Source organism: Anaerorhabdus furcosa (assembly GCF_900167375.1).
Lineage (GTDB): Bacteria > Bacillota_I > Bacilli_A > Erysipelotrichales > Erysipelotrichaceae > Anaerorhabdus > Anaerorhabdus furcosa.
Genome location: NZ_FUWY01000004.1, coordinates 160661 through 185815 on the forward strand (window position 1 = coordinate 160661; position 25155 = coordinate 185815).

The window sequence follows — 25155 nt, forward strand, 5'->3', positions numbered from 1 at the left end:
ATTTTATTTATTATAAACTTTTTGTATCAAGAATTAAAGGCATAGGCGTGCTAATTCAATCGAAATACGCTATACTTGTTAGATAGGAGGAATCATATGAAAACACTTGAAATCAGCAAAAATGTGAATTTACATCACCATAAAACTGAAAAGTTTAATGATATTACTTTATCATTTCGTTATAAAAACTTAATTTCTAATACCAATCGTGCAGCACGTACCTTTCTTACCCAAATATTAAATGATACGTGTATTGCCTATCCAACTAAAGATGCGGTGACACGCTGTTTAGATACATTATACGGTTCAAATTATAAAGTCTTACGCGATACTTATGGCAAACTAGATGTGATTGAATTTCGTCTATCAACACTAAATGGGAATGTGGTAAATGAAGATTTACTCACAAAGCAAATTGATGTCTTGAATGAATTTATTTATCACCCTAGAATTATGAATGGTCTTTTTGATGAAACACTTTTTAAAGAAATGAAAGAGCGATTAGTACTTATGATTCAATCATTTCATGATCAACCAGGTAATCACGCAAATGATCAAGCAAAGCGTCTTTTCAATACAACACAAGAGTTAAAAGCATTGCCTACCATTGAGGAAATAAAGAGTTGTACAAATGAAGATGTCGTTAAGGCATATCATCAACTTATTGAAGACGATGCTTTGGATATCTTTGTACTTGGAAATTATGACGAAGAGGATGTTACAGCAAGAATACAATCAAAGTTTAAATTCAATGAAAAACATTCTATTCTTGATGTCCTTGATAAAAACATTCGCGAAAATCATGATGAGATTATTGAGCAAAAAGCAATCTCACAAACACGTGTTGTCATGATGTTTACAACAAATCAAACCATGTTGGATGAGAGTTACCCTGCTATACTTCTTGCTAATGGGTTATTTGGAAGTTTCCCAACATCCTATCTATTCCAAGAAGTAAGAGAGAAAAGAAGTCTATGCTATAGTATTTCATCACGTATTGATAATTATGATGGATTAATTACAGTTCAAACTGCAATTGATGGAAAGAATTATGAAGAAGTAAAAGACTTAATCCTTAAACAACTTCAACGTATCAAAGAAGGTGACTTTGATGATGAATTACTTGAGACAACAAAGAAAATGAACATCAACATCCTACGTTCAAGTATTGATTCACAAAAATCATGTCTAACTCTTGATTATCGTGAAGTCTTGTTTAATGATTCCTTGCGTATAGAAAATGTAATTGAAAAATTAAGGCAATGTACAAAAGAAGACTGCATCAACGCATTCAAACAAGTTGAACCAAAACTTACTTATTGTTTAATGCAGGAGGATCATCATGAATAAATTAAAAAACACACTCAATGAAATGATTTACACCGATACTTGCGATAATGGTTTAAAGATTGTTGTTTGGCATAAGCCAGATTTTGCAACTACAGCCTGTTTATTCGCTACACCCTATGGAAGTTTAGACTCATCACAAAAAACAAGCGATAATCAAATTCTTAGCTTTCCAGAAGGTATTGCCCATTTCCTTGAACATAAATTGTTTGAATCTGAAGAAGGCGATGTTATGAATGAATATTCAGCACTAGGTGCAAATGTAAATGCCTTTACCTCATACAATGAAACTGTATACTATTTTGATACAAGTGATGAAGATGTTGATAAACCATTAAATCTTCTTCTAGATTTCGTACAAGATTTAAGAATAACAGAGCAATCTGTTGAAAAAGAAAAAGGAATTATTTGCCAAGAATTAAACATGTACCTTGAGATGCCAGATAGCCGATTAATCTTTGAAACCTTTAAATCAATGTACAAAAATCATCCAATTAAAAATGATATTGGTGGTACCTGTGATTCAGTAAATAAAACAACTAAACAAGATTTAGAAACATGTTACTCTTTAAATTATCATCCTCAAAAAATGACACTTATTGCTGTAACTCCAAAAAATCCTGAAATGATTATTCAATTGATTAAAGAAAATCAAGCAAGAAAAACATTTCCTGAATTCAAAGAAATTAAACGCTATTTTGACAAAGAGCCAAATGAAGTCTTACTGCAAGAGAAGATAATTCATATGGATGTTCAGAATCAAAAAACATGTATTGGATTTAAGTTCAGTGGTTTAAATCAAACCGACTTAAATCGTGTTAAAACAGACTGGGCATTTCGTTTTATCTTTGAAAGTCACTTTACTACAATGAATCCCGATTACCAAAAGTGGATTACAAATCACAAAATATCGCCTTACTTTGATTATGAATCAGAGTTTTCAAAAGATTATGCACTTACCCTTTTCTTTGATGAAGGAATTAATGAGAAAGAATTCGAACAATTTATTCTAGATGAAATCCAAACACTCAAAGAAAAAGGAATATCAAAAGAAGCTTTAATGCAATTAAAGAATCGATCACTTGGTGAAACTTTATCGGTATTCAATCAGCCAGATAACATCACAGTTCAATATTTTAGACATGAGTTAACTGGTGTTAATATGTTTGAAACAATTGATGTGATTAAGAATCTCACAGTCGAAGATTGCAATGAAATTGTTAAAGAGATGGATTTTAGTAATTATTCTATTTCAATTATCAAATCTGCTCAATAACCACCAAATATACAAATACACCTAGGCCATATTTGCTTAAACACACCCGTTTATGCAAATATGGCTTTTTGCATGATTACTTTTCTCTATTTATACTAATTTTAGAAATGGAGGGTTTTATGTTAAATCAATGTGTATTGGTAGGAAAAGTTAAAGAGATGCCAGTTATTAAAAAAACAGCAAATGGTATCGCAAATGCAACCTTGTTACTTGATGTAGAGCGAGGATTTAGAAATGCTAACGGTGAAGTTGACATTGATACATTCAGTATTACACTCTGGCGTGGTGTTGCTGAGGAATGCATGTCAATTTGTACTCCTGGATCATTGATTGGAGTTCGTGGTAGACTTCAAGCAAATGTTCATAGCGCTAACAACGATGTCACTTATTACAATGCAGAAGTTATTGCAGAGAAAGTATCATTCTTATCAAGAGACTCAAAAGATTAATACTTCGTTTGCATAAAAAAGGTTCGGATCTCCGAACCTATTATATCGTTATAAACTTAAAATCATTTCAATGTGAGGAATTCCATCCTCCAGAAATTCTTCACTACTTTGAACAAAGCCAACATTTTCATAGAATGTTTTAGCATAGGTTTGTGCTTCTATTTTAATTTGTGAAGCATTATACTTATTTTTTGCAACATCAATTCCTGCCTTAATTAAGGTTGTACCTAAACCTGTTCTTCTTTGTTTAGAAATTACACGTCCAATAGAAACATCCTCATAGGAGATACCCGCTTCAAGAACTCTTAAATAAGCTTGAATACCCTCATCATCTTTTAAATAAACATGATATGCAAATTGGTCTTTATTATCCACTTCAGGATACGGACAATTTTGTTCAACAACAAAGACATCAGTTCTTAATTTTAATATTTCATACAATTCATAGATTGTTAACTCTTCAAATTTCTTTATCACTAATTCCATAGTTCTACCTCAACTTTATTATCCTTACTATATCATATAAGAAATAAAATAAGGAAGCATTGCTTCCTTATTTAATAGATTGTTTTATTCTTTTTTGTAGTTTTCTTAGAAGCTACGTCGGGCAGAAAAAAGTGAACTCAAACTATTGAAAGTTTGGTTTTCCATAGATTTTTTGTTTGAGTTATCATTTAACAATTCAGTTAAACTTGAATACTCCTTAACTTCATCTTCTACTTGAAACATTTCTAATTCTTCAATACCATTAAACTCTTTCATACTTTTTTCCTCCTAAGAATGAACATAGTGTAACGCAAATGTAAATTTATTTCAATAGTTTTCTGTAAATTTTACATATTTTTGAAACAAATAGCAATTATCCTGCCATTTTATCTCATTTTCGTATTAAAAAATGACTTCCTTAGTGAAAGTCATTGTATCAATCATTTTTCAATAATACGTGCTAAAGATTTTTTAATCATCTTTAAGTCGCTTGAATCCTTCTTAATCCAAGATGAAATCATAGAACCATGAATCAGTGCAAATACAGCTTGTGCTTTTTCATAAGACTCTTCTTTTGAATAACCAAAGTCGAAAAATTTTTGGGCATATAATGCTTGCCATTCATCATAAATATGTTTGCATGTTTGGTTGACATCTTCATCAAGATAGACAGATTCAATGGATATCATTGTTAATAACAAGGAACTGAAGTAAGATCTTTTTTCAACGTTTGCAGCCAAGAAGTCAGCCATATTTTCAAATGCTTTGAGGGGATTTGTCTCATTCTTAAAATGAGAGTTTTCTATGCCAGTTTTCATTTGAATGTAACTTGCATCTAAAACCTCTTTAATCAGTTGGATTTTACCATCTGGAAAATAATAATAAAAACTTCCTTTTGGAATCTCACAAACTTTCAGCAGTTCTGTAAGTCCAACTCCATAGTAGCCTCTTTCTGAAAATAAATAAGCCGCATGCTGTATGATCATTTCTTTTTTATTCATAATTCCATTATACAAGAAAATAAAAAATTACGAAATAAAAACCACAAATTCATCTGAATTCATGGTTTATTACTTTATTCTTCAATTACACTTAAACCAGCATTATGACCACTTGTAACAGCCCATCCAAATAATGATCCACCATAGTAGATATCTCCTTCAAGACCACCAACAACTTCTCCTGCTGCATATAAACCTTGAATTGGTTCATTCTTTGTATTGACTACTTGCATGTTGTCATTGATTTTTAAACCACCCAATGTTGCATAATAACGTAACCACATTTGAATTGCATAATAAGGCCCTTCTGTTGTGATTTCACCCTTTAATTCACGACCATATTCATCTTTACCTTGTTTTACACTTGCATCAAATTTCTCGGCAGATGCATTAAGTGATCCCCCTGGTAAAGAAAGACTTGTTTCTAAATCAGCAAGTGTTTTTCCTTCAATCATGACTGGATTTGAAACTCCTGCATTTGCTAACCATTCTTTTACATCATCTTCGCTATAAATTTTACTAGCCATCATTCCTTCATTGAATGCATTGAATGCTTCTTCATTTAGAATTAAGTAGTTTGCTTTGTTTACTTTCATTGCTTGAATTAAATCATATGCATTGCCTTGTTCGTTAGTAAAACGTTCACCATTTTCATTTACTAAGAATGCTCCTCCTACTGCGTAAGCTTTACCAACACCAGGATTTGTATATTGTCCAAGACCGCTTGGCATAACAATACTATTTGGTTGAACATTGATGAATTCCATATTGATTGTAGCTGCATCAACTGCCTCTGCCATCTTTAATCCATCACCATCTGCACCAGCTGCACCTGCATATACATATTCATTTTGAATTTCTTCTGGAATCATTTCATCATTGTTTCCAAAACCACCTGTTGCTAAGATAACTGCATCTGCATGTATTGTATATTCTTTACCCTTTGCAGTTGCCTTAATACCTTTTACAACGTTATCTTCTACAATAAGTTCAGTTCCCTTTGTTCCTAAGTAAAGAGTACCTCCACCTTCAGTAAAAGAGTTTGTCAGGCTAGTTACAACACCTGCTCCTCTTCCTTCAGCAGAATATGTTCTTCCTCCACCCTCAGTACGTACATAAGGAACATGAGCACCCTCTTCACTTACGATCCAATCAAATGCCGCACCTACAGTATTGACAAAGATATCAAGAGTAGCTTCATCATTGTAGTTGTGACCATTTTTTAGCATATCTTCCTTTAATGATTCAGGAGAATCTTTATAACCGTCCTCTTGTTGCCATTTACTACCAGTTGCAGTTGTACCTGCTCCTGCCATTGCAGATGCACCACCCGCAATGTTCATTTTTTCAACTAAAATAACTTTCCTTCCTTGTTGTTGTGCTGTTAAAGCAGCAGATAATCCTGCAACCCCACCACCTACGACAACAACATCAGTTGTTTCTTCTACTTGTTCAATACTCTCATTTCCACTAGCATTTGAAAACTTCGATAAGTCTGCTCCCGCTTGTGTCATCGCATCCTTTAATGCTACCTTAAATCCTTCTGATGTAATTGTTGCACCTGTTACTACATCAACTTCAACGGTTTGATCCTTTACAGCTTGCTCTACTAAACTAGGTAAAGCCGCTTTCCCAATACCCTCTGTTTCATTTTCATCTGTTACTTCAATTGACTTAATACTGCCACTATCAACAGTTACCGCAATTGTAATATCACCATGATAACCTGCTGCTGAGGCAGTATAAGTACCTGCCTTCATTGAATCATTGTTATTTGTTGGTGTATTACACCCAGCAATCAACAACAATGAAAGTAATAAAGAAATAATTTTTTTCATGTCATCCCCCTTTGTAGACGACCGGTCTACTTTTAATATGATAAATCAATTCACTTGTTAATTCAAGCACAAGTTCAAATTAAGTATTAAAAAAGAGTTAGTTTAGAACTAACTCCTTCTTGTTATCGTTTACCAGAATCGTAGATTTCTCCCGCCGCCTTAGGTCCCACTGTTTTACCACTAAATACAATTAGGGCAATGATTGTGAATACATAAGGAATACATGCGAAGAATTCCGACGGTAGTTTATTAAGTATTGGAATCATACTTGCATAAACACCTAGTGCTGATGAGAAACCAAAGAAAATGGCTGCACCAAGAACTCCAAATGGATTCCATTTACCAAAGATTAATGCTGCAATTGAAATGAACCCTACTCCATGAATTGAAGCGATTGTGTATTGAACACCTGAAGTAAGAACCATGACAGCACCTGCTAATCCACCAAGACAACCTGATAGGATGACACCTGCATATCTCATCTTATATACGTTGATACCCATTGAAGCACTTGCTTGTGGATTTTCACCACATGAGCGAAGTCGTAATCCAAAAGGTGTTTTGAATACAACGAAGTAAACAATGAATACAAGGATTACCGCTAAGAAAATTGTTGGATAAATATTTTTAAACATCATATCACCAAGAATAGGAATATCGGATAGTATTGGAACTGCTTTTACTTTTGAAATTCCTTTTGCAAATGATTGTGTTCTTTGTTGATTAAAGATAATTTGGCACAAGTAAATTGTAATACCACCTGCAAGTAAGTTAAGCGCTGTACCTGCAATTGTATGATCCGCTTTGAAGTTGATTGTTGAAACAGCAAGCAGAATTGAATAAAGAGCTCCTGCTACTAAACCTGCTACAAGCCCAATCCAACCCGCATAAGGACCTAGTGCTGGATTTGTTTCAAGAAGAACACAAACAGTTGCGCCTGCAAAACCTCCAACCATCATAATTCCTTCAAGAGCGATATTTACGATACCTGAACGTTCTGAGAATAGACCACCTAGAGCACAAATGATAATTGGTGCTGCAATCATGAGTACTGATGGAAACATAGAAATAATTAAACTCATTTCACATCACCTCCTTGTGGTTGTAACTCTTGTTTTTTCTTTTTCTTACCTGATGTAAATTTAAGCAGATAATATTGAATTGCATATTGTAGTGCAACGAAGAATACGATTGAACTTGAGATAATTTCTCCAATTTCTTTTGGAACTCCGAATGTTTGAAGTAGTGGTTGCGTTACTTTTAATAATCCAAATAACATTCCCGCAAACGTAACACCCAACGCTGTACATCCACCAACTAAAGCAACTGCAATTCCATCAAATCCATAGTTATCCATCGCAACCATAACACGTCCATAACCGAAAGTACCTTGTACTACGATAGCCCCTGCAATTCCTGCAAGGAAACCAGAAATCATGATTGATAAAATGATACTCTTATTAACTTTAATTCCAGCATAACGTGCACCTTCTTTATTAAATCCTGTTGCACGTAATGAATAACCAAATGATGTTTTTTCAATAATAAACCAAAACAGAACAACTGCAATAATCACGATAATAAATCCCCAGTGGAAACGAGAATTATTTGTGATTTGTTTAAACAGTTCACTTCCAAGCATTGCATTCTCTGGAATATTCACTGTTCTTTGTGCACTTGATCCAGGTAATGCACGCAAGAAATAGTTTGCACCATATAAAGCTGTATAGTTTAACATAATCCCTGTTACTACTTCTGAAATATTAAATTTCGATTTAAGTAATCCTGGAATAAAAGCCCAAAGAGCTCCAGCAATTCCACCCACTATGATACAAACTACAACAGCAATAAAATTAGGCATAGGCACTAAAATTGCAACCATACAACTTACTAAACTACCCATAATAACTTGACCCTCACACCCGATATTAAACATACCTGTACGATAAGCAAAGCTAATTGATAATCCAGTTAAGATAATTGGCATTGTACTTACTAGGAATTCTCCTGGATATCGAAGATTAACTGCAGATCCTGCTTTTAACATATCATATCCTGTTAACCCTTTTACAAGTCCTGCAAATAGAGTTGCTATATCTTTACCTGATAAAAGTAAGATAATCATTCCCACTAAAATTCCTAAACCAACTGCTATTAATGGGATAATGATTTTTTCGTTTTTCTTACTCATGATCACTTACCCCCTCAATTTTAGATCCAGCCATCATTAGACCAAGTTGTTTTTCATCCGTTTCTTTGTCATTAACAATACCAGTAATACCACCATTGTACATAACTGCAATACGATCACTTAAGCCTAAGATTTCATCTAATTCAAATGAAACTAGTAATACTGCTTTACCAGCATTTCTTTCATTTACAATACGACTATGAATGTATTCAATTGCACCAACATCAAGACCACGAGTTGGCTGAACAACAATTAATAAATCTGGACTACGGTCAATTTCACGAGCAATAATTGCTTTTTGTTGGTTTCCACCTGACATTGAACGCGTAATAGTTTCTTTACCTTGTCCGCTACGTACATCAAATTCATTAATTAATTTATCTGCATATTGATCAATCTTTGTAAAATTAAGAATTCCATTTTTACTAAATTGTTCAGTATTGTATCCATGAATAATAAAATTTTCTTTTAATTTGAAATCAAGAATCAAACCGTGTTTATGACGGTCTTCTGGAACATGTCCAATTCCCGAATCAATACGTTTCTTGATTGAAAATCCTGATACATCTTTACCATTAAGAATTAAAGTACCTGACGTAATTGGGCACAACCCTGTAATTGCTTCTACTAATTCTTTTTGACCATTACCATCAATACCTGCAATACCTACAATCTCACCAGATCGAACAGATAAAGAGAAATTTTCTACAGCACGTGTACCACGTGTATTTTTAACACATAAATCTTTAATCTCTAAAACTTTATTACCAAGTTGAATTTCTGGTTTATGAATTTTAAAATCAACCTCACGACCAACCATCAACTCAGCCATTTCTTTTTCAGATGTTTTGCTTACTTCAACTTCAGCAATAAATTTACCTCTTCGAAGTACTGTACACTTATCTGCAACTGCTTTAATTTCTTTTAACTTATGCGTAATTAGAATAATTGTTTTACCCTCTGCCGCTAAGCTTTTCATAATTGCGATTAACTCATCAATTTCTTGTGGTGTTAAAACCGCAGTTGGTTCATCAAAAATTAATATATCTGCATTACGATACAACATCTTTAATATTTCTACACGTTGTTGCATCCCTACTGTAATATCTTCTATCTTTTGTGATGGATCTATATCAAATCCATATTTCTTCGATAGTTCATCAATACGTTTCGCTGTTGTTTTTGTATCAACAGTTCCAAACTTAGTTTTAGGTTCACTACCTAATATAATATTTTCAGTAACAGTAAAATTATGTACCAACTTAAAGTGTTGGTGAACCATCCCTATACCCAAATCATTAGCAACATTGGGATTAGTTATTTTTACTTCTTTCCCATTAACTTTAATGATTCCTTCAGTTGGCTCATACAAACCAAATAAAATCGACATTAGTGTAGATTTACCTGCACCATTTTCACCCAACAAAGCATGTATTGTACCACGTTCAACTTTTAATGTAACATTATCATTTGCACGTATGCCTGGGAAGTCTTTGGTTATGTTAAGCATTTCAATAGCATAATCCATTTGATACCCCTTACTAGTAAGCTAACCGCTTACAAATCTAGAATAATTATACCATTAATTGTTGCAATTAAAAAACCCCAAATTGCAAAAAAAAGGTACTCTTTCGAGTACCTCGTAGCACATAAACTATTTGTTAGAAGCTCCGTTTGCAATTACAGGAACAGCACTAACTTCGATTTCTCCGCCTTTAATCTTTGTAGCATATTCTTCGATAGCTTTAATTGTTTCATCACTTAAATTACGTCCTGTTGAAAGTTCAGCTCCAACACCTTCGTTTTCAAGATTGAATACAACTGGCCCACCTTGGAATTTGCCTTCAAGGATTGCTTGTGCAGCTGTTTTTGTAGAAATGTCTACACGTTTAATCATTGATGTTAAGATAATTGATTTTCCATCAACTTCTCCATCTTTGTATTGGTCTTTATCAACACCGATAGCCCAAACACCACCGCGTTCTTTAGCTTCTTTGATAACTCCATTACCAGCAGCTCCAGCAGCTTGGTAAATTACTGTAGCACCAGCATCGTATTGTTTAACAGCTAATGCTTGACCTTTTGAATCATCACTGAATGAATCAGCATAGTCAACATAAATTGTTGCATCTGGGTTAGCAGCAAGAACACCTTGTTCATAACCAGCTTGGAACGCACCAATTAAGTCACCTTCCATACCACCAACGAATCCAACTTTGTTAGAACCGTTAGCTTTAGCTTCAAGACCTGCAGCAATACCTACAAGGTATGAACCTTGTTCAGCATTATATACAGCACTCATAACATTTGCATTTTCTGAAACTGAATCGATAAATAAGAAGTTTTTGTCTGGATAGTTAGCAGAAACTGTATCGATAGCTTCTTGGAATAAATATCCTACTGCGATAACTAAATCAAATCCTTCGTCAGCGAAAGTTGATAAGTTAGGAATATAGTCTGCATCTGATGTAGATTGTAAGTAATCAATACAAACACCTTTTTCAGTAGAGAAACCATTTTCTTCAGCATAAGCAACTAAACCTTCCCAAGCTGATTGATTGAATGATTTGTCATCAACTCCACCAGTATCAGTAACTAAACCAATTTTAACTGGACAAGTTGTTGCAGTTTTTCCTCCGTCTCCTTCAGGTGTTGGTGTAGCAGTTGCAGCAGGTTTACTTGAACATCCTGCAATCATCGCACCAGCAAGAAGAAGAACTAAAGCGCTTTTAAAGACTTTTTTCATTTCTTTTCCTCCGTTTATGGCTTTTTTTGCCTATAAAAATATTAACCTCTATAGTATGAATTGTCAAATGAACCCATTATAAAATCGTGAAAACTTAGTGCGATTTTTACATGAAAATTTACATTATTTTCTCCTTATTTTCAATAGAGAGAATACATCTTTTTGAGTATCACGTATCATCATTTTAGAAATTAAAAAAGACAACCGAAGTTGTCTATTTATTAATTCTACGATCAAGGGCAGCTGAAGTATCACGAGCACCTTTACCAAATACTGAAACATTGTTTAGTGATTGTTGACCTTTATCAAGTTTTTCAAGTTCACTACGTTTAACAAGATATCCTGTAACACGTACAACATCATTGTTTGCAAGGTAACCTGAGAAGTAGCGCATACCATTGTTTAATGCACCTTTGATTACGTCAAGTAAAGCTTCAGGTGTCTTAGCCCAAGTTTCTTCAAACTTGAAGATATCACCAACTCCTGTAGGGAAATACTTATGGAACATACATGCATGTTTAATTTGTTCAATCATTTCAGGTTCGCTTCCAACTGGAATACGTACTCCTGGAGAGTTTTCTCTACCATCAGTATCAATTCCAACTTGAGCATGCAAACGATAGTGATGATCAAATGCTGCTGCATATTTTGATTTGTGTTTAGCAACTAAGCCTTCAAGCTTGTCCATAATTTTTTGTCCAAGTTTATCAGCTTCAGGATTATTACCATAACCGTTTGCTGGATCTTTTATTTTTAGTAAATGGTTAACACATTCTGCAAGTCCAACCATACCCACCATACCTGTAAACTTATCTAACTCTACAAATCCTTCAGTTACTAAGAAATTAACTTTGAAGAAATTACTTGTTTCAACAATGAAGCCAATACGATCATCCATCATTTTTAAGATAAGTTTTGTATAGAAAGGTAATGTTTCTTTTATAAATTGTTCAGGTGATTTTGCCTTCTTAGCCATTTCATACATTCTTAAACGAGGTAATGTGAATCCACCTCCACCAATTTTAAGTCCGTTATAGCATGAAGCAATTGCGAAATCTTTGCCCCAATCTTTTGCATACATTTTATAATTTGCAAATGATGGTTTTGCTGTTTTCATCATGCACTTAGCACATAAGATACCAAATTCATCACTTGTAAGTTTTGGATCATATTTTAATGTTAAGTTAGGAATTGCAAGTTGCATTTCTTCTGTTAACTCTAAAATGATTCTTCCTGTTGTTGTATCTTTTGGACCAATATCAGCATGAACAAATGAATCTGTCAATGTACGATCAATATGAGTTAAGAATAGTTTCAAGCATTTCTTTGCCTCACTTCGATCCATTTTCTTTACAAATGGTTCAAGTAAAACATCCAAATCACCAAGATAAACTGGGAATGTAGTAATTGATGGAACATGTTTATACATAATTAATAAACTATTACATGCTTCCCATAAATCTTTAGGTTTACTTAATCCTAAAAATTCACTTCCTTTTTTCATTAAAATTGAGTAATCAGGACAAATATATCTTGGTCTAAATGGTGCATTACCTTCTCCAAGATCACAAATAATCGCATCTTTTTTAGCCTTCTTTAATTCAGGGCTAATTACTAATGTATGATCTGTATTTTCTCCCAATTTTGCTAATTGAACTAGTTGTTGATTATAGGTTAATGTTTTATCAGTAATAATTTTTAGAGCTTCACCCATACGTTAATCCTCCTTTTTCATGTAAACGTCTCGAGGTTTAGAACCTTGTGCAGGTCCAATAATTCCACGTTCTTCCAATAAGTCAATCATACGTGCAGCACGATTATATCCAATACCAAATCGGCGTTGCAACAATGACGTTGATGCTTTTTGAACATCAATGACATATTCCTTTACTTCATCATACATCGGATCATCTTCAATTTTCAATACAGAAGTTGATTCATTGTTGTCAACTCCCTCCAATCGAATAAAGGCATCTTCATAGTGGGGAATGTCTTGACTTGAACAATACTCAGAAATTTTATGAACTTCATCGTCAGTTACATAGACCCCTTGCAAACGAATTGCGCTTGGTTCTCCAATAGGAAGATACAACATATCACCATTACCAAGCAAGCGTTCTGCTCCAATGTGATCTAAAATTGTTCTTGAGTCAATTCCACTTGAAACACTAAAGGCAATGCGTGATGGAATATTTGCTTTAATAATTCCAGTAATAACATCTGTACTTGGTCTTTGTGTTGCAACAATCAAATGTATTCCAGCAGCACGAGCAAGTTGTGTAATTCGTTGAATGCTTAACTCAACTTCTTTACCTGCAATTGCCATTAAATCTGCTAACTCATCTATAATAACAACAACATAAGGCATTGCTTGAAGTTTTTCATCAGGGAAATTTTTAATCTTCTCATTGTAACTATCAATATTTCTCACTTGTGTTTTAGAGAAGATTTCATATCTTTCTTCCATCATCAACACAACAACTTTAAGTGCTCTTGCAGCTTCAGCTGCATCACTAATTACTGGGCCAATTAAGTGTGGTATTTTTTGATAAGGTGTAAATTCTACTTTCTTTGGATCAATTAATAATAACTTGACTTCATCTGGTGTAGTTCTTAATAAGAATGAAGTGATGATTGTATTCATACAAACTGACTTTCCAGAACCAGTTGCACCAGCAATCAGTAAATGTGGCATTTTATGTAAGTTACAATATACTGGTTTTCCCATCAAATCTTTTCCTAATACAAATAATGTTTTCACATCTTTTAATTCATTTGGAACAGACTTAATTAATTCAATCATTCTTACTGCTGTAGGTTCCACATTTGGTATTTCAATTCCTACCGCATTGCGTCCTGGAATTGGTGCTTCAATACGAATATCTCGTGCAGCTAATTCCATTTTGATATTATCAGATACACTATTAATTTTACTTACTTTTACATTTGATTCTGGTTTCACTTCGAATTTTGTAACAGCAGGTCCAATATGAGTTGCGATTAGTTCAGCATCAATATCGAAATTTCCTAATATTTCAATCAAGCGTTGTCCTTTTTCAGTAGCAGCCACTTGATTCAAATTACTTCTTTGTTTTGGTCCTATCGGTTGAAGTAAAGAAAGTGGTGGTAATCGATAAGATTTCCCACTTCTCATTTGTTTTTCTACTTGAGTTGGTGTTATCTCATAATTGGTTGTCGTTGTTACCTTCTTTTCTTGAGGTTTATTTTCAACCACATTTCCCTTTTTCTCTACATCCACAAAAATTGATTTCTTTTGTTTTGGATCTAATTTACCAATCATTTTTGGCTGAGGAAATATTTCTTCATCCTCTTCTTCAATTTTTTCTTCTACCTCGACATATTCATATTCTTCTTCATCTTCTCGCCATTGATTCTTAAGTTCAAAGAAATTTTTGATTGAAGCTATCGCTTCTTTAAAACTATCCAAAGAAAGAATTAAAATTAGTGCCAAGATAACTAAGGCAATGGATAAAATCCAAGTTCCTTCTTTCGCAATTAAGACAGATGTCATTGAATAGAGGAATGCACCAAAGAAACCACCATAAGCAGGTATGGTAGCTGTTTCTTTAAAATAATTCGGTGTATTTTCAACAAATGTTTTCAAGATATCAAAACCTTGAATAGTTGGATCAACTAGAGTAGCAGACCAAAGCAAAATCGCAAAGAGAATACACAATGCTGCAATGATCGTCTTTGCGTTTACCACACCTTTTTTCTTATGCGTTAAAATAATCGTAGCTAAAACAATTCCAATTATACAAGCGGCATAATAGAAATCACCAAACAGATAACGTACAACATTATTTAAGAATAATCCGACAATTCCAAATTTAAATAATGCAATACATAAAACCACAATAAGTGCTGTACTTATAATGTACATATACAACTCTTGGTCTTTAGGCTCTTGTTTTTTCTTTTTCTTTTTTGCCTTTGCCATGGTTTGTCCCCCTTACTTAATCTTGCGTATTTATTTCCACAATTGCAGGTAATATCATTGGTTTCTTACCTGTTTCTTTCATTACATATTTACTAATACGATCACGTGCATCCATGCGGCATGAAGTATTTTCATAACGTTTTTCTTTAACTGCTTCAATGATACAGTTTTCTAAAATATTACCCACTTCTTTCATGATGTAGTCAGCATCTTTCAAATAGATAACCCCTCTACTTTGAATATCTGGTCCACCAATTACTTCTTTTGTTTTGTGGTTAATAACTATTCCTACAACTATTGCACCATCAGTTGATAGTGTTTCTCTATCCTTTAAGACCATACCACTTGCATCTAAGTTATCTTTACCATCAACAAAAACATCTTCAAGTTTAATAAAGTCACTACTCTTTGATAAACGACCATCTTCAAAAAGTGCAATTTGACCATTATCTAAAACAAGTATCTTGTCTGCAGTATATCCCATTGATAGGGCAATGTTCGCATTAGTTACTAGTTGGCGATACTCACCTTTTACTGGAATATAATATTTCGGACGTAATAAATACATCATCATCTTTAAATCTTCAATTGCTGCATGCATAGAGAACATACGTTTTGAATCCACCGCACAAACTCTTGCACCTTCTTTATACAAATCATTTTCCATTTTTGTTGCTTCGCGTTCAGTTCCTGGAACTGCCGGTGATGCAATGATGATGGTATCAGATGGTTTGAATTCCAACACATCATCTTCTTTAATCGCAATTTTATGAACACGCTTAAAGATATTAGCCCCATCCCCTGAAATTAGTACAACAACATTATCCATGTCTTGATTAAATTTTGATTTAGGTAATTCTAAACCAGCAGGTATATGATAATAGCCAAGCTTTTCAACATCTTTTAATAATTCTCTTAATGCATCATCATAGAATAATATTTTTCTACCATATTTATTCGCAAGTTCAATCACTTCGATAATTCGATATAGATTTTGATGATACATTGTAATCATGATTCTTCCCTCTGCATCTTCAAAATAATTTTCAATCAATGAAGTAATGCGGTGATGTGGTGCAGAATGCCCCACACGAGTTGAACCTACAGATTCTGCAAGTAGTGCTAAAACACCTTTCTTACTTAAATCTGTGAATTGTGTAATATCTGTTCTAAATGCTTCATTTTGAGTATCATAGTCGATAATAAATTCAGAAGTATACACAACATATCCCTTTGATGTTTCAATCGCTAAACCAAATCCATCCGCAATCGATTGTGTAACACCAAAAGTTCTACAATTAATTCCATTAATTTCAAATGATGAATTTCGTTGTATACGATGAATTTCAGCGTTTTGTACACCTTCTTTTTTTAATCTTCTTTCCAATATTTCTGCAGTAAGTGGTGCAGTATAAATTGGTACTCGAATTTGTTTTACCAAGTTTGGTAAAGCAGCCATGACATCATCATGACCATGTGAAATAAAGATTGCTTTAACACGATCCTTATTTTCTATTAAATATTTGAAATCAGGAATAATCATTTCAATTCCTAATTGTCCATTTTCGGGATATTTTAAGCCTGCTTCGATAACGAAAATAGAATCGTTAACTTCAACACAGTACATATTTTTCCCGTCTTCATCCAACCCTCCAAGGGCAAAGATTTTTACAGTATCCATTATAATTTTCTCCTTTTAAACCTTTAACTCATTATACTTCAAAAGACTATTCAATACAACGAAAAGCCCTCTTTCAGTTTACTCTTCAATTGCTTCCCCATTCAACGACCAACTTTTTACATCCGTAATCTTAACACGCACAATATCGCCCTCATGAATATTTTCACCTGTAAAATTAATCAGTTTATTTTCTTCACTATAACCACTATAAACTTGATCATTCTTCTTACTAAGTCCATCCACAAGTACCTTGACTTCTTTACCCACATACTTTTGATTATTCATATTTGAATATTGACCTACTTTTTCATTTAAACGTTGAAGTCTTTCCGATTTAACATCCGCTGGCACATTATCAATCATATTGGCAGCAGGTGTTCCTTCACGCGGTGAATAGATAAAGGTATACGCAAGATCATATTTGCAATAATCAACCATATCAAGAGTGTCTTGAAATTGTTCTTCCGTCTCATTTGGAAAACCAACAATAATATCTGTTGAGAATGTACAATTTGGTATTTTCGTAATAATACGATCATACAAAGAACGATATTCTTCACTAGTATAGCGTCTACCCATAATTTTCAACATGTCACTATTTCCTGATTGAACAGGTAAGTGAATTGCAGGCATGACATTATCGTGTTTTGCAATCACATCAATCATTTGGTCAGTAAAATCCCAAGGATGTGATGTAGTAAAGCGAACTCTTGGAATTCCAATCTTCGCTACTTCATCAAGTAATGTCGCAAATCCCGATTCAATGCCCAAATCTTTTCCATATGCATTTACATTTTGTCCAAGCAGTGTAACCTCTTTATATCCTTGATCCTTTAATTCTTGAATTTCAATCAAAATATCATTCATTAAACGACTTCTTTCCTTACCACGAGTATAAGGAACAATACAATACGTACAAAACTTATCACATCCATACATAATATTAACCCAAGCTTTATGTTTCCCAAAACGCTTAACAGGTAAATTTTCAATAACGTCTCCTTCTTTGGAGTACACTTCGACTGTTCTTTCCTTGCTCATCATGGTTTGATATAAAAGTTCTGGTAGACGATGAATGTTATGCGTACCAAAAATCAAGTCAACTTGTGGATATTTCTTTAATAAAAGTTGAACAATTTCTTCTTCTTGTGCCATGCATCCACATAATCCAAAAATCAAATCAGGATTGCTTGTCTTTAATTTCTTCAACATTCCAAGTTCACCCAATACTTTATCTTCCGCATTTTTACGAACCGCACAAGTATTCAATAAAATAAAATCTGCATCTTCTTCATTTTGAGTTTGGCTAAATCCCATCGCTACTAAAATTCCTACAATTGTCTCCGAATCACGTTCGTTTGCTTGACATCCATAGGTTCTTAAATAGAATTTTCGACCAACACCTAGGTTTCTTGTTGTCTCTGGCAACTTAAAAAGCGTGTGTTCAATTTTCACCGCTTCTCTGGTTCTTATTTTTGCGTCCTTTAATGACGGTAATTGATAATTTCCTTTGGGCATTAATTTGTTTCTCCTCATCTAAAAATACTAATGAAGTATATCATTTTTTACTACTTTAATCAAATAAACAAAGCAATATAAAAGCCAGATTTCTCTGGCTCTTTTGAATTAAATTATTGAGAAATTGCTGATACAGGACATGTTCCTACACATGCACCACAATCAATACAAGTTCCTTCATCACATGTTGCTTTTCCGTCTCCGTCTAAGCTTAATGCTCCTACTGGACAAACGCCTACACATGCACCACATCCGATACAAGTGTCTTTATTTACTGTAACTGCCATTGAATTGCCTCCTTTTTCTAACTGAGTAGATTATAGCATAAAGAAATCGCAACCTCAATATGTTAGGCAAGGTTAATTGATATTCATTCTTGATTATAAAAAATAAAAAAAGAGCTAATTGCTCTTTTCTAATCTACTGTTGGTCGTATTTGAATACGTTTGATTTGTGTTGCTTTTTTGGTAGCTTCATCAATTTCAATAATGACTCCACAAAGAAGTCCATCTCCTTTTGCAGGAGTATAGTGGGTAAATTCACCACGTACAACATGTGAAAGTACTTCTTCTTTATCACGTCCTAATATGCTATCATAAGCGCCGCACATTCCTACATCTGTAATATAGGCACTTCCTTTTACAACACACTCATCCGCTGTTTGCACATGTGTATGCGTTCCTACAACTATTTGTACACGATTACGATAATTATGCCAGAATGTTTGTTTCTCTGCTGTTGCTTCCGCATGCAAATCAACAAAATAAATATCTGCATTTACTGTTTCAAGTAACTCATCCATGCATTCATAAGGTGTTCGATTCACACGATCTAGAAAAATAACACCACATAGATTAATAACCGCAACTTTTAAACCACATACTTCTTTAATAAGTACACTTTTACCTATATCCGCTGGTAATAAATTCATTGGACGAATAAGATTTGGACACTCTTCCATTGTAGTAAGAAGTTCTCCTTTAGAGAATGCATGATTCCCTAAAGTGATAACATCTACTCCAATCGACATGAACTGATGATAAATGCGGCTGGTAATACCTTTACCATGCGCCGCATTTTCTCCATTTAATATTGTTATGTCAATCTTTTCATCTTCTTGAATTTGTTTAAGGTGTTGATTCACAATTGATCTTCCAACAGAACCAACAACATCGCCCAAAAACAAGATTTTCATTATTTCGCTAATTCATTAACTCGTGTTTCACGAATCAATGTTACTTTAATTTGACCAGGGTAAGTTAACTCTGACTCAATCTTTTCGCGGATATCTTTTGCAATCTTAACCATACGAATATCATCCACCTTTTCAGGCATAACCATAACACGTACTTCTCTACCAGCTTGTATTGCAAATGAACGTTCAACACCTTCAAATTGATTTGCAAGTGTTTCTAATTGCTCTAAACGATTCACATAGTTTTCCATTGACTCATAACGAGCACCAGGTCTTGCAGCACTTAATGCATCCGCTGCAGCAACTAAGTTAGAAATAAGTCCAGTAGGTTCAACATCTCCATGGTGTGACTCAATTGAATTAATCACGATTTCGTTTTCACCATATTTACGAGCTACTTTAGCTCCAAGTTCCATGTGTGAACCATCTTGTTCAAAGTCAATTGCTTTACCAATATCATGTAATAACCCAGCACGTTTTGCTAAAGCTTGGTTTAATCCAAGTTCAGCTGCCATCATGCCACATAAATGAGCTACTTCCATGCTATGTTGCAATACATTTTGACCATAACTATAACGGTATTTAAGACGTCCTAATAAGCGAACAATCTCTTTATCAATCTTACCAATACCAAGTTTGAATACTGCATCCTCACCTGTTTTTTGGATTGTTTCATTCATTTCTTTCGTAACTTTATTCACTACCTCTTCAATACGTCCTGGTTGAATTCTTCCATCACGAATCAAAGTTTCAAGTGCTAAACGAGCTACTTCTCTACGGATTGGATCAAAACAACTAATTGTTATTGTTTCAGGTGTATCATCAATGATTAGATCAACTCCAGTAATTTGTTCGATTGCACGAATATTACGACCTTCTCTACCAATAATTCTACCCTTCATTTCTTCACTAGGTAAACCAACAACAGATACTGTACGTTCAATCGTTTCCTCTTGAGCATAACGTTGAATAGCAAGTGCAATGATATTCTTCGCTTTTTCAGAAGCTTTTGATTTTGCTTCATCTTCTTTATCACGAATATATACCGCAACATCTTGTTCCATTTTCTTTTCTACAACTGACATTAATTCCTTCTTTGCCTCTTGTTCACTCATATGAGCTACTGTTTCAAGGACAATGATTTGATGATCAATTCTAGCTTGTAATTCTTTTTCCATCTTTTCTAGATTATTGAGTTTTTCGGTAACATTTAAATTTTTCTCTTCAATTTGTTTTTCTTTAGCTAACAAAGTTTCATCACGAAAATTCATACTATCTTCTCTACGAAGTAGTTTGTTTTCCATTTCTTGAATTTCTGTTTTCTTTTCTTTAAGCTCTTTTTCTGCTTGTAACTTTAGTTCATAAGCTTGTTGCTTACCATCCAAAGCTGCTTGTCTAAGCATACTTTCTGCTTTACTTGAAGATTCTTCAATCAGCAATTTTGCTTTTTGTTTTTCTCGATTTAAACCTATTTTGCTTACAACTATCATTATGATAATTCCAAGCACTACCCCTATAACACCAGACAAAATGGATGAAATATTAAATCCATTCATAATAATTCCTCCATTATTTTTTAAAACTGAAGTAAAACTTCACCTATATTATATATAATAATGCATGTTTTCACAAGCAAATGTGAAAATGAGACTATTTTAGTCCCATTTTTGTCTTATCATACTTTGTAATTAATTGATACAATGTCTCATATAATCGCTCTACTTCGATTGGTTTATTTAAATATCCTGACATCATTTCATCCAAATCATGTCTTCTTTCATCATCAAATATATCTGCAGAAATTGCGATGATTGGCAAAATTGTTGCATCTTGACGCACAATCGAACGAATTTCACGCGTCGCCTCGATTCCATCCATTACTGGCATTTTGATATCAATAATAATGGCATCATAAGTAAATACCTCTGATTTTGCGAACATTTGTACACCTTCAAGTCCATTTGTAGCACAATCAACCTCATAATTACCCTTTTCCAATATTGCTTTAGCTACTTTTATATTTAATTCATTGTCTTCTACCAGTAAAACTTTCTTTTTATCACTGAAGTGATAATTTGTTGATTCTATAGCTTCTTGGTTTGCGTGTTCCTTATCAACAACATCGAAATCAAAAATCATCGTGAATGTAGTTCCCTTAGTTTTTGCACTTTCTACTTCAATTGTACCTTGGTTTAAATCTACCAAGCTTTTAACGATACTCATTCCTAACCCTGTTCCTGTAATATCGCTTTGATTGCTTTTCTCTTGGCAAAATGGATTAAAGAGTGATGGAAGAAATTCTTCTGACATCCCAATTCCTTCATCTTTTATCTTTAATTCAATTTTCATTCTATTTTGATTTTCTTCAATTTTCTTTAACGACACATTGATATTGCCCTTTGGATAAGAAAATTTAATGGCATTGGTTAATATATTCATAATTATTTGTTGGAAACGAAGGGAATCGACCAAAAGATAAACACTTGAAGACAAGTTTGTAAAAAAGTGAAGTTGAATTTCTTTTTCCATTAGTTGTGTATTTAAAATCTTTTCACATGTACGATATACATTCACAAGACTTGTAGGTGTTGGATGAAGTGACATCATGTTACTTTCAATTTTCGACATATCCAAAATATCATTTACTAATGCAACTAAGTATTTACTCGAACGGTTGATATCTTCTAGACGCTCTTCCATCTTTTCTGGGTTCTTAATTTCAGTAATCGCTAAATCAGATAAGTTTACAATGGCATTCATTGGTGTTCTTATTTCATGTGACATTTGAGATAAGAAATTACTCTTTGTTTTGTTTGCTAATTCAACAGAACGGATTTCTATTTTTTGATTCGCTTCTTTTCTTTTTACCCTACTTACAAAATAAACTAACACTAAACAAAGAACAGATAGTACTCCAATAATAATTAGTGGCAAGCGATAAGGATAAAAATAATCATACAAGGTTATATTGCGGTTTACATGATTACTGTGTGCTAAAATAAAGAGTTTTACATCTTCCTCAGTTACACTATCAATCGCTTTATTAACGACTGTTATAAGTTGACTCTTATCATCTTTTAACCCCACCAAATTTGTCGCAATGTTTTTTGTATAGTATGTTTTGACTTCTAAATCATTAAAGTATGGATTCTTAAATTCAAAGTTATATACATAGGAATTAATAAGTGCCATATCCACATCTTCTCTCATCACTGCAGATAAGCATTCATAGGGTGTCTCATACATTGTAGATGTAGCTTTTGGAAAGTCAGATGAAAATAAATCCAATATTTCATTTTCATCAAAATAAATTGCAATATCTTTGACATGCAATGGAAAATTTTCAATTGTCGCTTTGCTTACAACAACATAATCAGAAGTAAATATAGGTAGACTCCCCATTAAGTGCTCATCACGATAAGATGTATCCAAAGACACAAGCAAATCCAATTGATGTTGATTAATATTTTCCTCTGGTAGTAATTTTTTATCCGCTTTTACATAGTTAATTTCTAATCCAGACACCCGACTTACTTTATTTAGAATATCAACAAGAATTCCATGTGGATTATTATCAACCCACTCACTCAGTGGTGAATTATTGTCATATAAACCTATCGTGATAGATTTCTTTTCTTGAATATATAAACTATCTTCCTTTGTAAAAAGAGGATTGTATATTTTCTCATTTTCAAAATACTTTATATACAATTCGTCCAAATCTTGTTTTTTTTCTGAGTAAGCTTGGCGAAGTGCAAAATCCATTTCATCTAGTTTTGGATTGTCTTTGTATGTCATTGCATAATAAGGGCTAGATCCATAGTTTAATACAACGCGATAATCTTTATGATCAAAAATATTAGAAGATGCAATAAAATCAATTTCATTATTATCCAATGCTTGCTCCAAATCTTCAATTTGGTCATAATAGATTACTTCTGTTTCCAAATCCAATCGCTCTGTATACATTTCAAAAAATGTATCATAGGCAGTAAAACTTAAAATACCAATTTTTTTATGATTGATTTCTTCATAATCACCATAATAAATTGCTTTTTCTGGTAAAGTATAAAGATACATTTTTTCCAAACCAGTTTGAAATTTTGTAAATTCATATATACCTTCTCGCTCTTCTACATTTGAACCAGTAAAAATGAAGTCAATTTGATGTTGATTAAGTGCTTCCATAGCATCTGCCCATGTCATATAAACAAACTCGACATCACTTACTAAGTATTCATCCAAAATATCAATCATTTCAGGAATATAACCACTCACTATGCCATTTGTATTTTGATAAAGCTCATCTACAGATTCAACACAAGCAATAATTATTGCCTCATTTTTTTCATTAGCATTTGCATATACAAAAAAAGGTGTAATTAAACAAATTACACTAAATAAACAAAATACACCTTTTATCAATTTCTTAAACATTTTATCCTCTATTTTTTATTTTCTTAAACCAGAAATAAACAAAGCCAATAGCAGCAATACCAAATAATACCACCATAACATTTGTATACGTATCAAAGAAAACAATAACTTCTTCCCAATTCTGTCCTAATTTTACACCAAGAAAGACAAGAAGTATATTCCAAGCTAATGTTCCAATTGTTGTATAAAGCAAAAATTCTGAAAATTTCATCTTTGCCATACCAGCAGGTATCGAAACGATGCTTCTTACAACGGGAACACAGCGTCCAAATAGAGTTCCATATTTACCCCACTTATCAAACCAAGCGAGTGTTTTATCCAAATCTTGTTTCTTAAATCCTAACCACTTGCCCCACTTACTCTCAATAAAAAATTCAATTCTTTCTTGAGAAAAAATAGTACCCAAATAATAAAGTAAAACTGCACCAACTATTGCTCCAATAGTTGCAGCAATAACAACACCTATGGGAGTTAGCTCACTCTTTGTAGTTAGAAATCCACTAAAAGTTAATATTACTTCTGATGGAATAGGTGGAAATATATTTTCTACTGCAATTAAGAATGCAACACCAAAGTACCCAAAGCTATTAATGATCCCCAATAACCATGCTTCCATTAATTTCACCTCATTTACCTAGTCTATCATTCCTTATTTAAAAATCAAGAGATGGATAAATGAGAATTGTTAAATTTATGTAAAGTATTTCTAAAGAGATCTTTCGTATTGCTTAACAAACTCCGAAATCGTCATACGACATGTCGTCATTTGAATAAAAGAATAAAAATGTTTTGCTTGTATAGTTCCATGACCCACATCAAGTCCATTATTCGCATCATCTGTCGATTCCCACATTACAAAATCAGTCCATGTTGACTCTTGTTTATATTGTTGCCAAAAAATAAATCCTTTCGCTTTTGATAAAACTTCATCATGAAGGCATTGTGTTGCGTCTATAAAATCTTCTTCATCAACACCTTTCTTCAACTTGTAAGTGATAATCCACGCTGTTTTTTTCATACTTTCGCCCC

21 protein-coding genes are annotated in these 25155 nt (G+C 33.3%); 3 read left to right on the forward strand and 18 right to left on the reverse strand.

Features of this window, described 5'->3' with window-relative positions; all coding sequences use genetic code 11:
- The first annotated feature begins 96 nt into the window (after positions 1-96).
- The 3 genes from yfmF (at position 97) to B5D14_RS07650 (ending at position 3072) form a co-directional block, all read left to right on the forward strand.
- Complete coding sequence (gene yfmF / locus B5D14_RS07640; protein WP_078712009.1) at positions 97-1350, forward strand: EF-P 5-aminopentanol modification-associated protein YfmF; 1254 nt, start codon at positions 97-99, stop codon at positions 1348-1350.
- Entirely contained in the window at positions 1343-2623 is a 1281-nt protein-coding gene (gene yfmH, locus B5D14_RS07645) for an EF-P 5-aminopentanol modification-associated protein YfmH (protein WP_078712010.1), read from the forward strand. The genes yfmF and yfmH overlap by 8 nt, the downstream gene beginning before the upstream one ends.
- 119 nt (positions 2624-2742) lie before the next feature.
- Positions 2743-3072 (forward strand): single-stranded DNA-binding protein, encoded by a 330-nt coding sequence (locus tag B5D14_RS07650; protein WP_159443758.1) that lies wholly within the window; start codon positions 2743-2745, stop codon positions 3070-3072.
- Between the two features lie 48 nt (positions 3073-3120).
- Here B5D14_RS07650 and B5D14_RS07655 read toward each other — a convergent pair whose 3' ends face one another.
- The 18 genes from B5D14_RS07655 to B5D14_RS07735 all read right to left on the reverse strand — a co-directional run bounded on the left by B5D14_RS07655 (position 3121) and on the right by B5D14_RS07735 (position 25144).
- Positions 3121-3558 (reverse strand): GNAT family N-acetyltransferase, encoded by a 438-nt coding sequence (locus tag B5D14_RS07655; protein WP_078712012.1) that lies wholly within the window; start codon positions 3556-3558, stop codon positions 3121-3123.
- Positions 3559-3663: 105 nt separating this feature from the next.
- Positions 3664-3834, reverse strand: coding sequence for a hypothetical protein (locus B5D14_RS12160; protein ID WP_159443759.1), 171 nt, complete (start codon positions 3832-3834; stop codon positions 3664-3666).
- Between the two features lie 164 nt (positions 3835-3998).
- Positions 3999-4559, reverse strand: coding sequence for a TetR/AcrR family transcriptional regulator (locus tag B5D14_RS07660; protein ID WP_078712013.1), 561 nt, complete (start codon positions 4557-4559; stop codon positions 3999-4001).
- A gap of 74 nt (positions 4560-4633) precedes the next feature.
- Positions 4634-6397 carry an FAD-dependent oxidoreductase gene (locus tag B5D14_RS07665; protein WP_078712014.1) on the reverse strand — a complete coding sequence of 588 codons (1764 nt, stop codon included), beginning with the start codon at positions 6395-6397 and terminating at the stop codon, positions 4634-4636.
- Positions 6398-6519: 122 nt separating this feature from the next.
- Positions 6520-7479 (reverse strand): ABC transporter permease, encoded by a 960-nt coding sequence (locus B5D14_RS07670; protein WP_078712015.1) that lies wholly within the window; start codon positions 7477-7479, stop codon positions 6520-6522.
- Positions 7476-8588 (reverse strand): ABC transporter permease, encoded by a 1113-nt coding sequence (locus B5D14_RS07675; RefSeq protein ID WP_078712016.1) that lies wholly within the window; start codon positions 8586-8588, stop codon positions 7476-7478. The genes B5D14_RS07670 and B5D14_RS07675 overlap by 4 nt, the downstream gene beginning before the upstream one ends.
- Positions 8581-10116, reverse strand: a complete 1536-nt coding sequence (locus B5D14_RS07680) for an ABC transporter ATP-binding protein (protein ID WP_078712017.1) — start codon at positions 10114-10116, stop codon at positions 8581-8583. The genes B5D14_RS07675 and B5D14_RS07680 overlap by 8 nt, the downstream gene beginning before the upstream one ends.
- Positions 10117-10242: 126 nt before the next feature.
- On the reverse strand, positions 10243-11334 hold the full coding sequence (locus tag B5D14_RS07685) for a BMP family lipoprotein (protein WP_078712018.1): 1092 nt from the start codon (positions 11332-11334) through the stop codon (positions 10243-10245).
- A 214-nt stretch (positions 11335-11548) separates the two neighbouring features.
- Positions 11549-13048, reverse strand: a complete 1500-nt coding sequence (locus B5D14_RS07690; RefSeq protein WP_078712019.1) for a YjjI family glycine radical enzyme — start codon at positions 13046-13048, stop codon at positions 11549-11551.
- 3 nt (positions 13049-13051) lie between these two features.
- Entirely contained in the window at positions 13052-15295 is a 2244-nt protein-coding gene (locus tag B5D14_RS07695; protein WP_078712020.1) for a DNA translocase FtsK, read from the reverse strand.
- Positions 15296-15311: 16 nt separating this feature from the next.
- Positions 15312-16976 carry a ribonuclease J gene (locus B5D14_RS07700; protein WP_078712021.1) on the reverse strand — a complete coding sequence of 555 codons (1665 nt, stop codon included), beginning with the start codon at positions 16974-16976 and terminating at the stop codon, positions 15312-15314.
- Positions 16977-17054: 78 nt separating this feature from the next.
- Entirely contained in the window at positions 17055-18494 is a 1440-nt protein-coding gene (miaB, locus tag B5D14_RS07705) for a tRNA (N6-isopentenyl adenosine(37)-C2)-methylthiotransferase MiaB (RefSeq protein WP_143254414.1), read from the reverse strand.
- 113 nt (positions 18495-18607) lie between these two features.
- The gene (locus B5D14_RS07710; RefSeq protein WP_078712023.1) at positions 18608-18781 is read right to left on the reverse strand and encodes a 4Fe-4S binding protein; all 174 of its coding nucleotides are present in this window, start codon (positions 18779-18781) and stop codon (positions 18608-18610) included.
- Positions 18782-18909: 128 nt separating this feature from the next.
- Entirely contained in the window at positions 18910-19689 is a 780-nt protein-coding gene (locus B5D14_RS07715) for a TIGR00282 family metallophosphoesterase (protein WP_078712024.1), read from the reverse strand.
- Complete coding sequence (gene rny, locus B5D14_RS07720; RefSeq protein ID WP_078712025.1) at positions 19689-21245, reverse strand: ribonuclease Y; 1557 nt, start codon at positions 21243-21245, stop codon at positions 19689-19691. The genes B5D14_RS07715 and rny overlap by 1 nt, the downstream gene beginning before the upstream one ends.
- A gap of 94 nt (positions 21246-21339) precedes the next feature.
- Complete coding sequence (locus B5D14_RS07725; protein ID WP_078712026.1) at positions 21340-24126, reverse strand: ATP-binding protein; 2787 nt, start codon at positions 24124-24126, stop codon at positions 21340-21342.
- A 1-nt stretch (position 24127) separates the two neighbouring features.
- The gene (locus B5D14_RS07730) at positions 24128-24742 is read right to left on the reverse strand and encodes a DedA family protein (protein ID WP_078712027.1); all 615 of its coding nucleotides are present in this window, start codon (positions 24740-24742) and stop codon (positions 24128-24130) included.
- A gap of 90 nt (positions 24743-24832) precedes the next feature.
- Positions 24833-25144 carry a hypothetical protein gene (locus B5D14_RS07735; RefSeq protein WP_078712028.1) on the reverse strand — a complete coding sequence of 104 codons (312 nt, stop codon included), beginning with the start codon at positions 25142-25144 and terminating at the stop codon, positions 24833-24835.
- Positions 25145-25155: the final 11 nt, after the last annotated feature.

Coding starts and splice junctions, on each gene's coding strand:
- yfmF (WP_078712009.1), top strand. CDS start 97: ATGAAAACACTTGAAATCAGCAAAAATGTGAATTTACATCACCATAAA.
- yfmH (WP_078712010.1), top strand. CDS start 1,343: ATGAATAAATTAAAAAACACACTCAATGAAATGATTTACACCGATACT.
- B5D14_RS07650 (WP_159443758.1), top strand. CDS start 2,743: ATGTTAAATCAATGTGTATTGGTAGGAAAAGTTAAAGAGATGCCAGTT.
- B5D14_RS07655 (WP_078712012.1), bottom strand. CDS start 3,558: ATGGAATTAGTGATAAAGAAATTTGAAGAGTTAACAATCTATGAATTG.
- B5D14_RS12160 (WP_159443759.1), bottom strand. CDS start 3,834: ATGAAAGAGTTTAATGGTATTGAAGAATTAGAAATGTTTCAAGTAGAA.
- B5D14_RS07660 (WP_078712013.1), bottom strand. CDS start 4,559: ATGAATAAAAAAGAAATGATCATACAGCATGCGGCTTATTTATTTTCA.
- B5D14_RS07665 (WP_078712014.1), bottom strand. CDS start 6,397: ATGAAAAAAATTATTTCTTTATTACTTTCATTGTTGTTGATTGCTGGG.
- B5D14_RS07670 (WP_078712015.1), bottom strand. CDS start 7,479: ATGAGTTTAATTATTTCTATGTTTCCATCAGTACTCATGATTGCAGCA.
- B5D14_RS07675 (WP_078712016.1), bottom strand. CDS start 8,588: ATGAGTAAGAAAAACGAAAAAATCATTATCCCATTAATAGCAGTTGGT.
- B5D14_RS07680 (WP_078712017.1), bottom strand. CDS start 10,116: ATGGATTATGCTATTGAAATGCTTAACATAACCAAAGACTTCCCAGGC.
- B5D14_RS07685 (WP_078712018.1), bottom strand. CDS start 11,334: ATGAAAAAAGTCTTTAAAAGCGCTTTAGTTCTTCTTCTTGCTGGTGCG.
- B5D14_RS07690 (WP_078712019.1), bottom strand. CDS start 13,048: ATGGGTGAAGCTCTAAAAATTATTACTGATAAAACATTAACCTATAAT.
- B5D14_RS07695 (WP_078712020.1), bottom strand. CDS start 15,295: ATGGCAAAGGCAAAAAAGAAAAAGAAAAAACAAGAGCCTAAAGACCAA.
- B5D14_RS07700 (WP_078712021.1), bottom strand. CDS start 16,976: ATGGATACTGTAAAAATCTTTGCCCTTGGAGGGTTGGATGAAGACGGG.
- miaB (WP_143254414.1), bottom strand. CDS start 18,494: ATGCCCAAAGGAAATTATCAATTACCGTCATTAAAGGACGCAAAAATA.
- B5D14_RS07710 (WP_078712023.1), bottom strand. CDS start 18,781: ATGGCAGTTACAGTAAATAAAGACACTTGTATCGGATGTGGTGCATGT.
- B5D14_RS07715 (WP_078712024.1), bottom strand. CDS start 19,689: ATGAAAATCTTGTTTTTGGGCGATGTTGTTGGTTCTGTTGGAAGATCA.
- rny (WP_078712025.1), bottom strand. CDS start 21,245: ATGAATGGATTTAATATTTCATCCATTTTGTCTGGTGTTATAGGGGTA.
- B5D14_RS07725 (WP_078712026.1), bottom strand. CDS start 24,126: ATGTTTAAGAAATTGATAAAAGGTGTATTTTGTTTATTTAGTGTAATT.
- B5D14_RS07730 (WP_078712027.1), bottom strand. CDS start 24,742: ATGGAAGCATGGTTATTGGGGATCATTAATAGCTTTGGGTACTTTGGT.
- B5D14_RS07735 (WP_078712028.1), bottom strand. CDS start 25,144: ATGAAAAAAACAGCGTGGATTATCACTTACAAGTTGAAGAAAGGTGTT.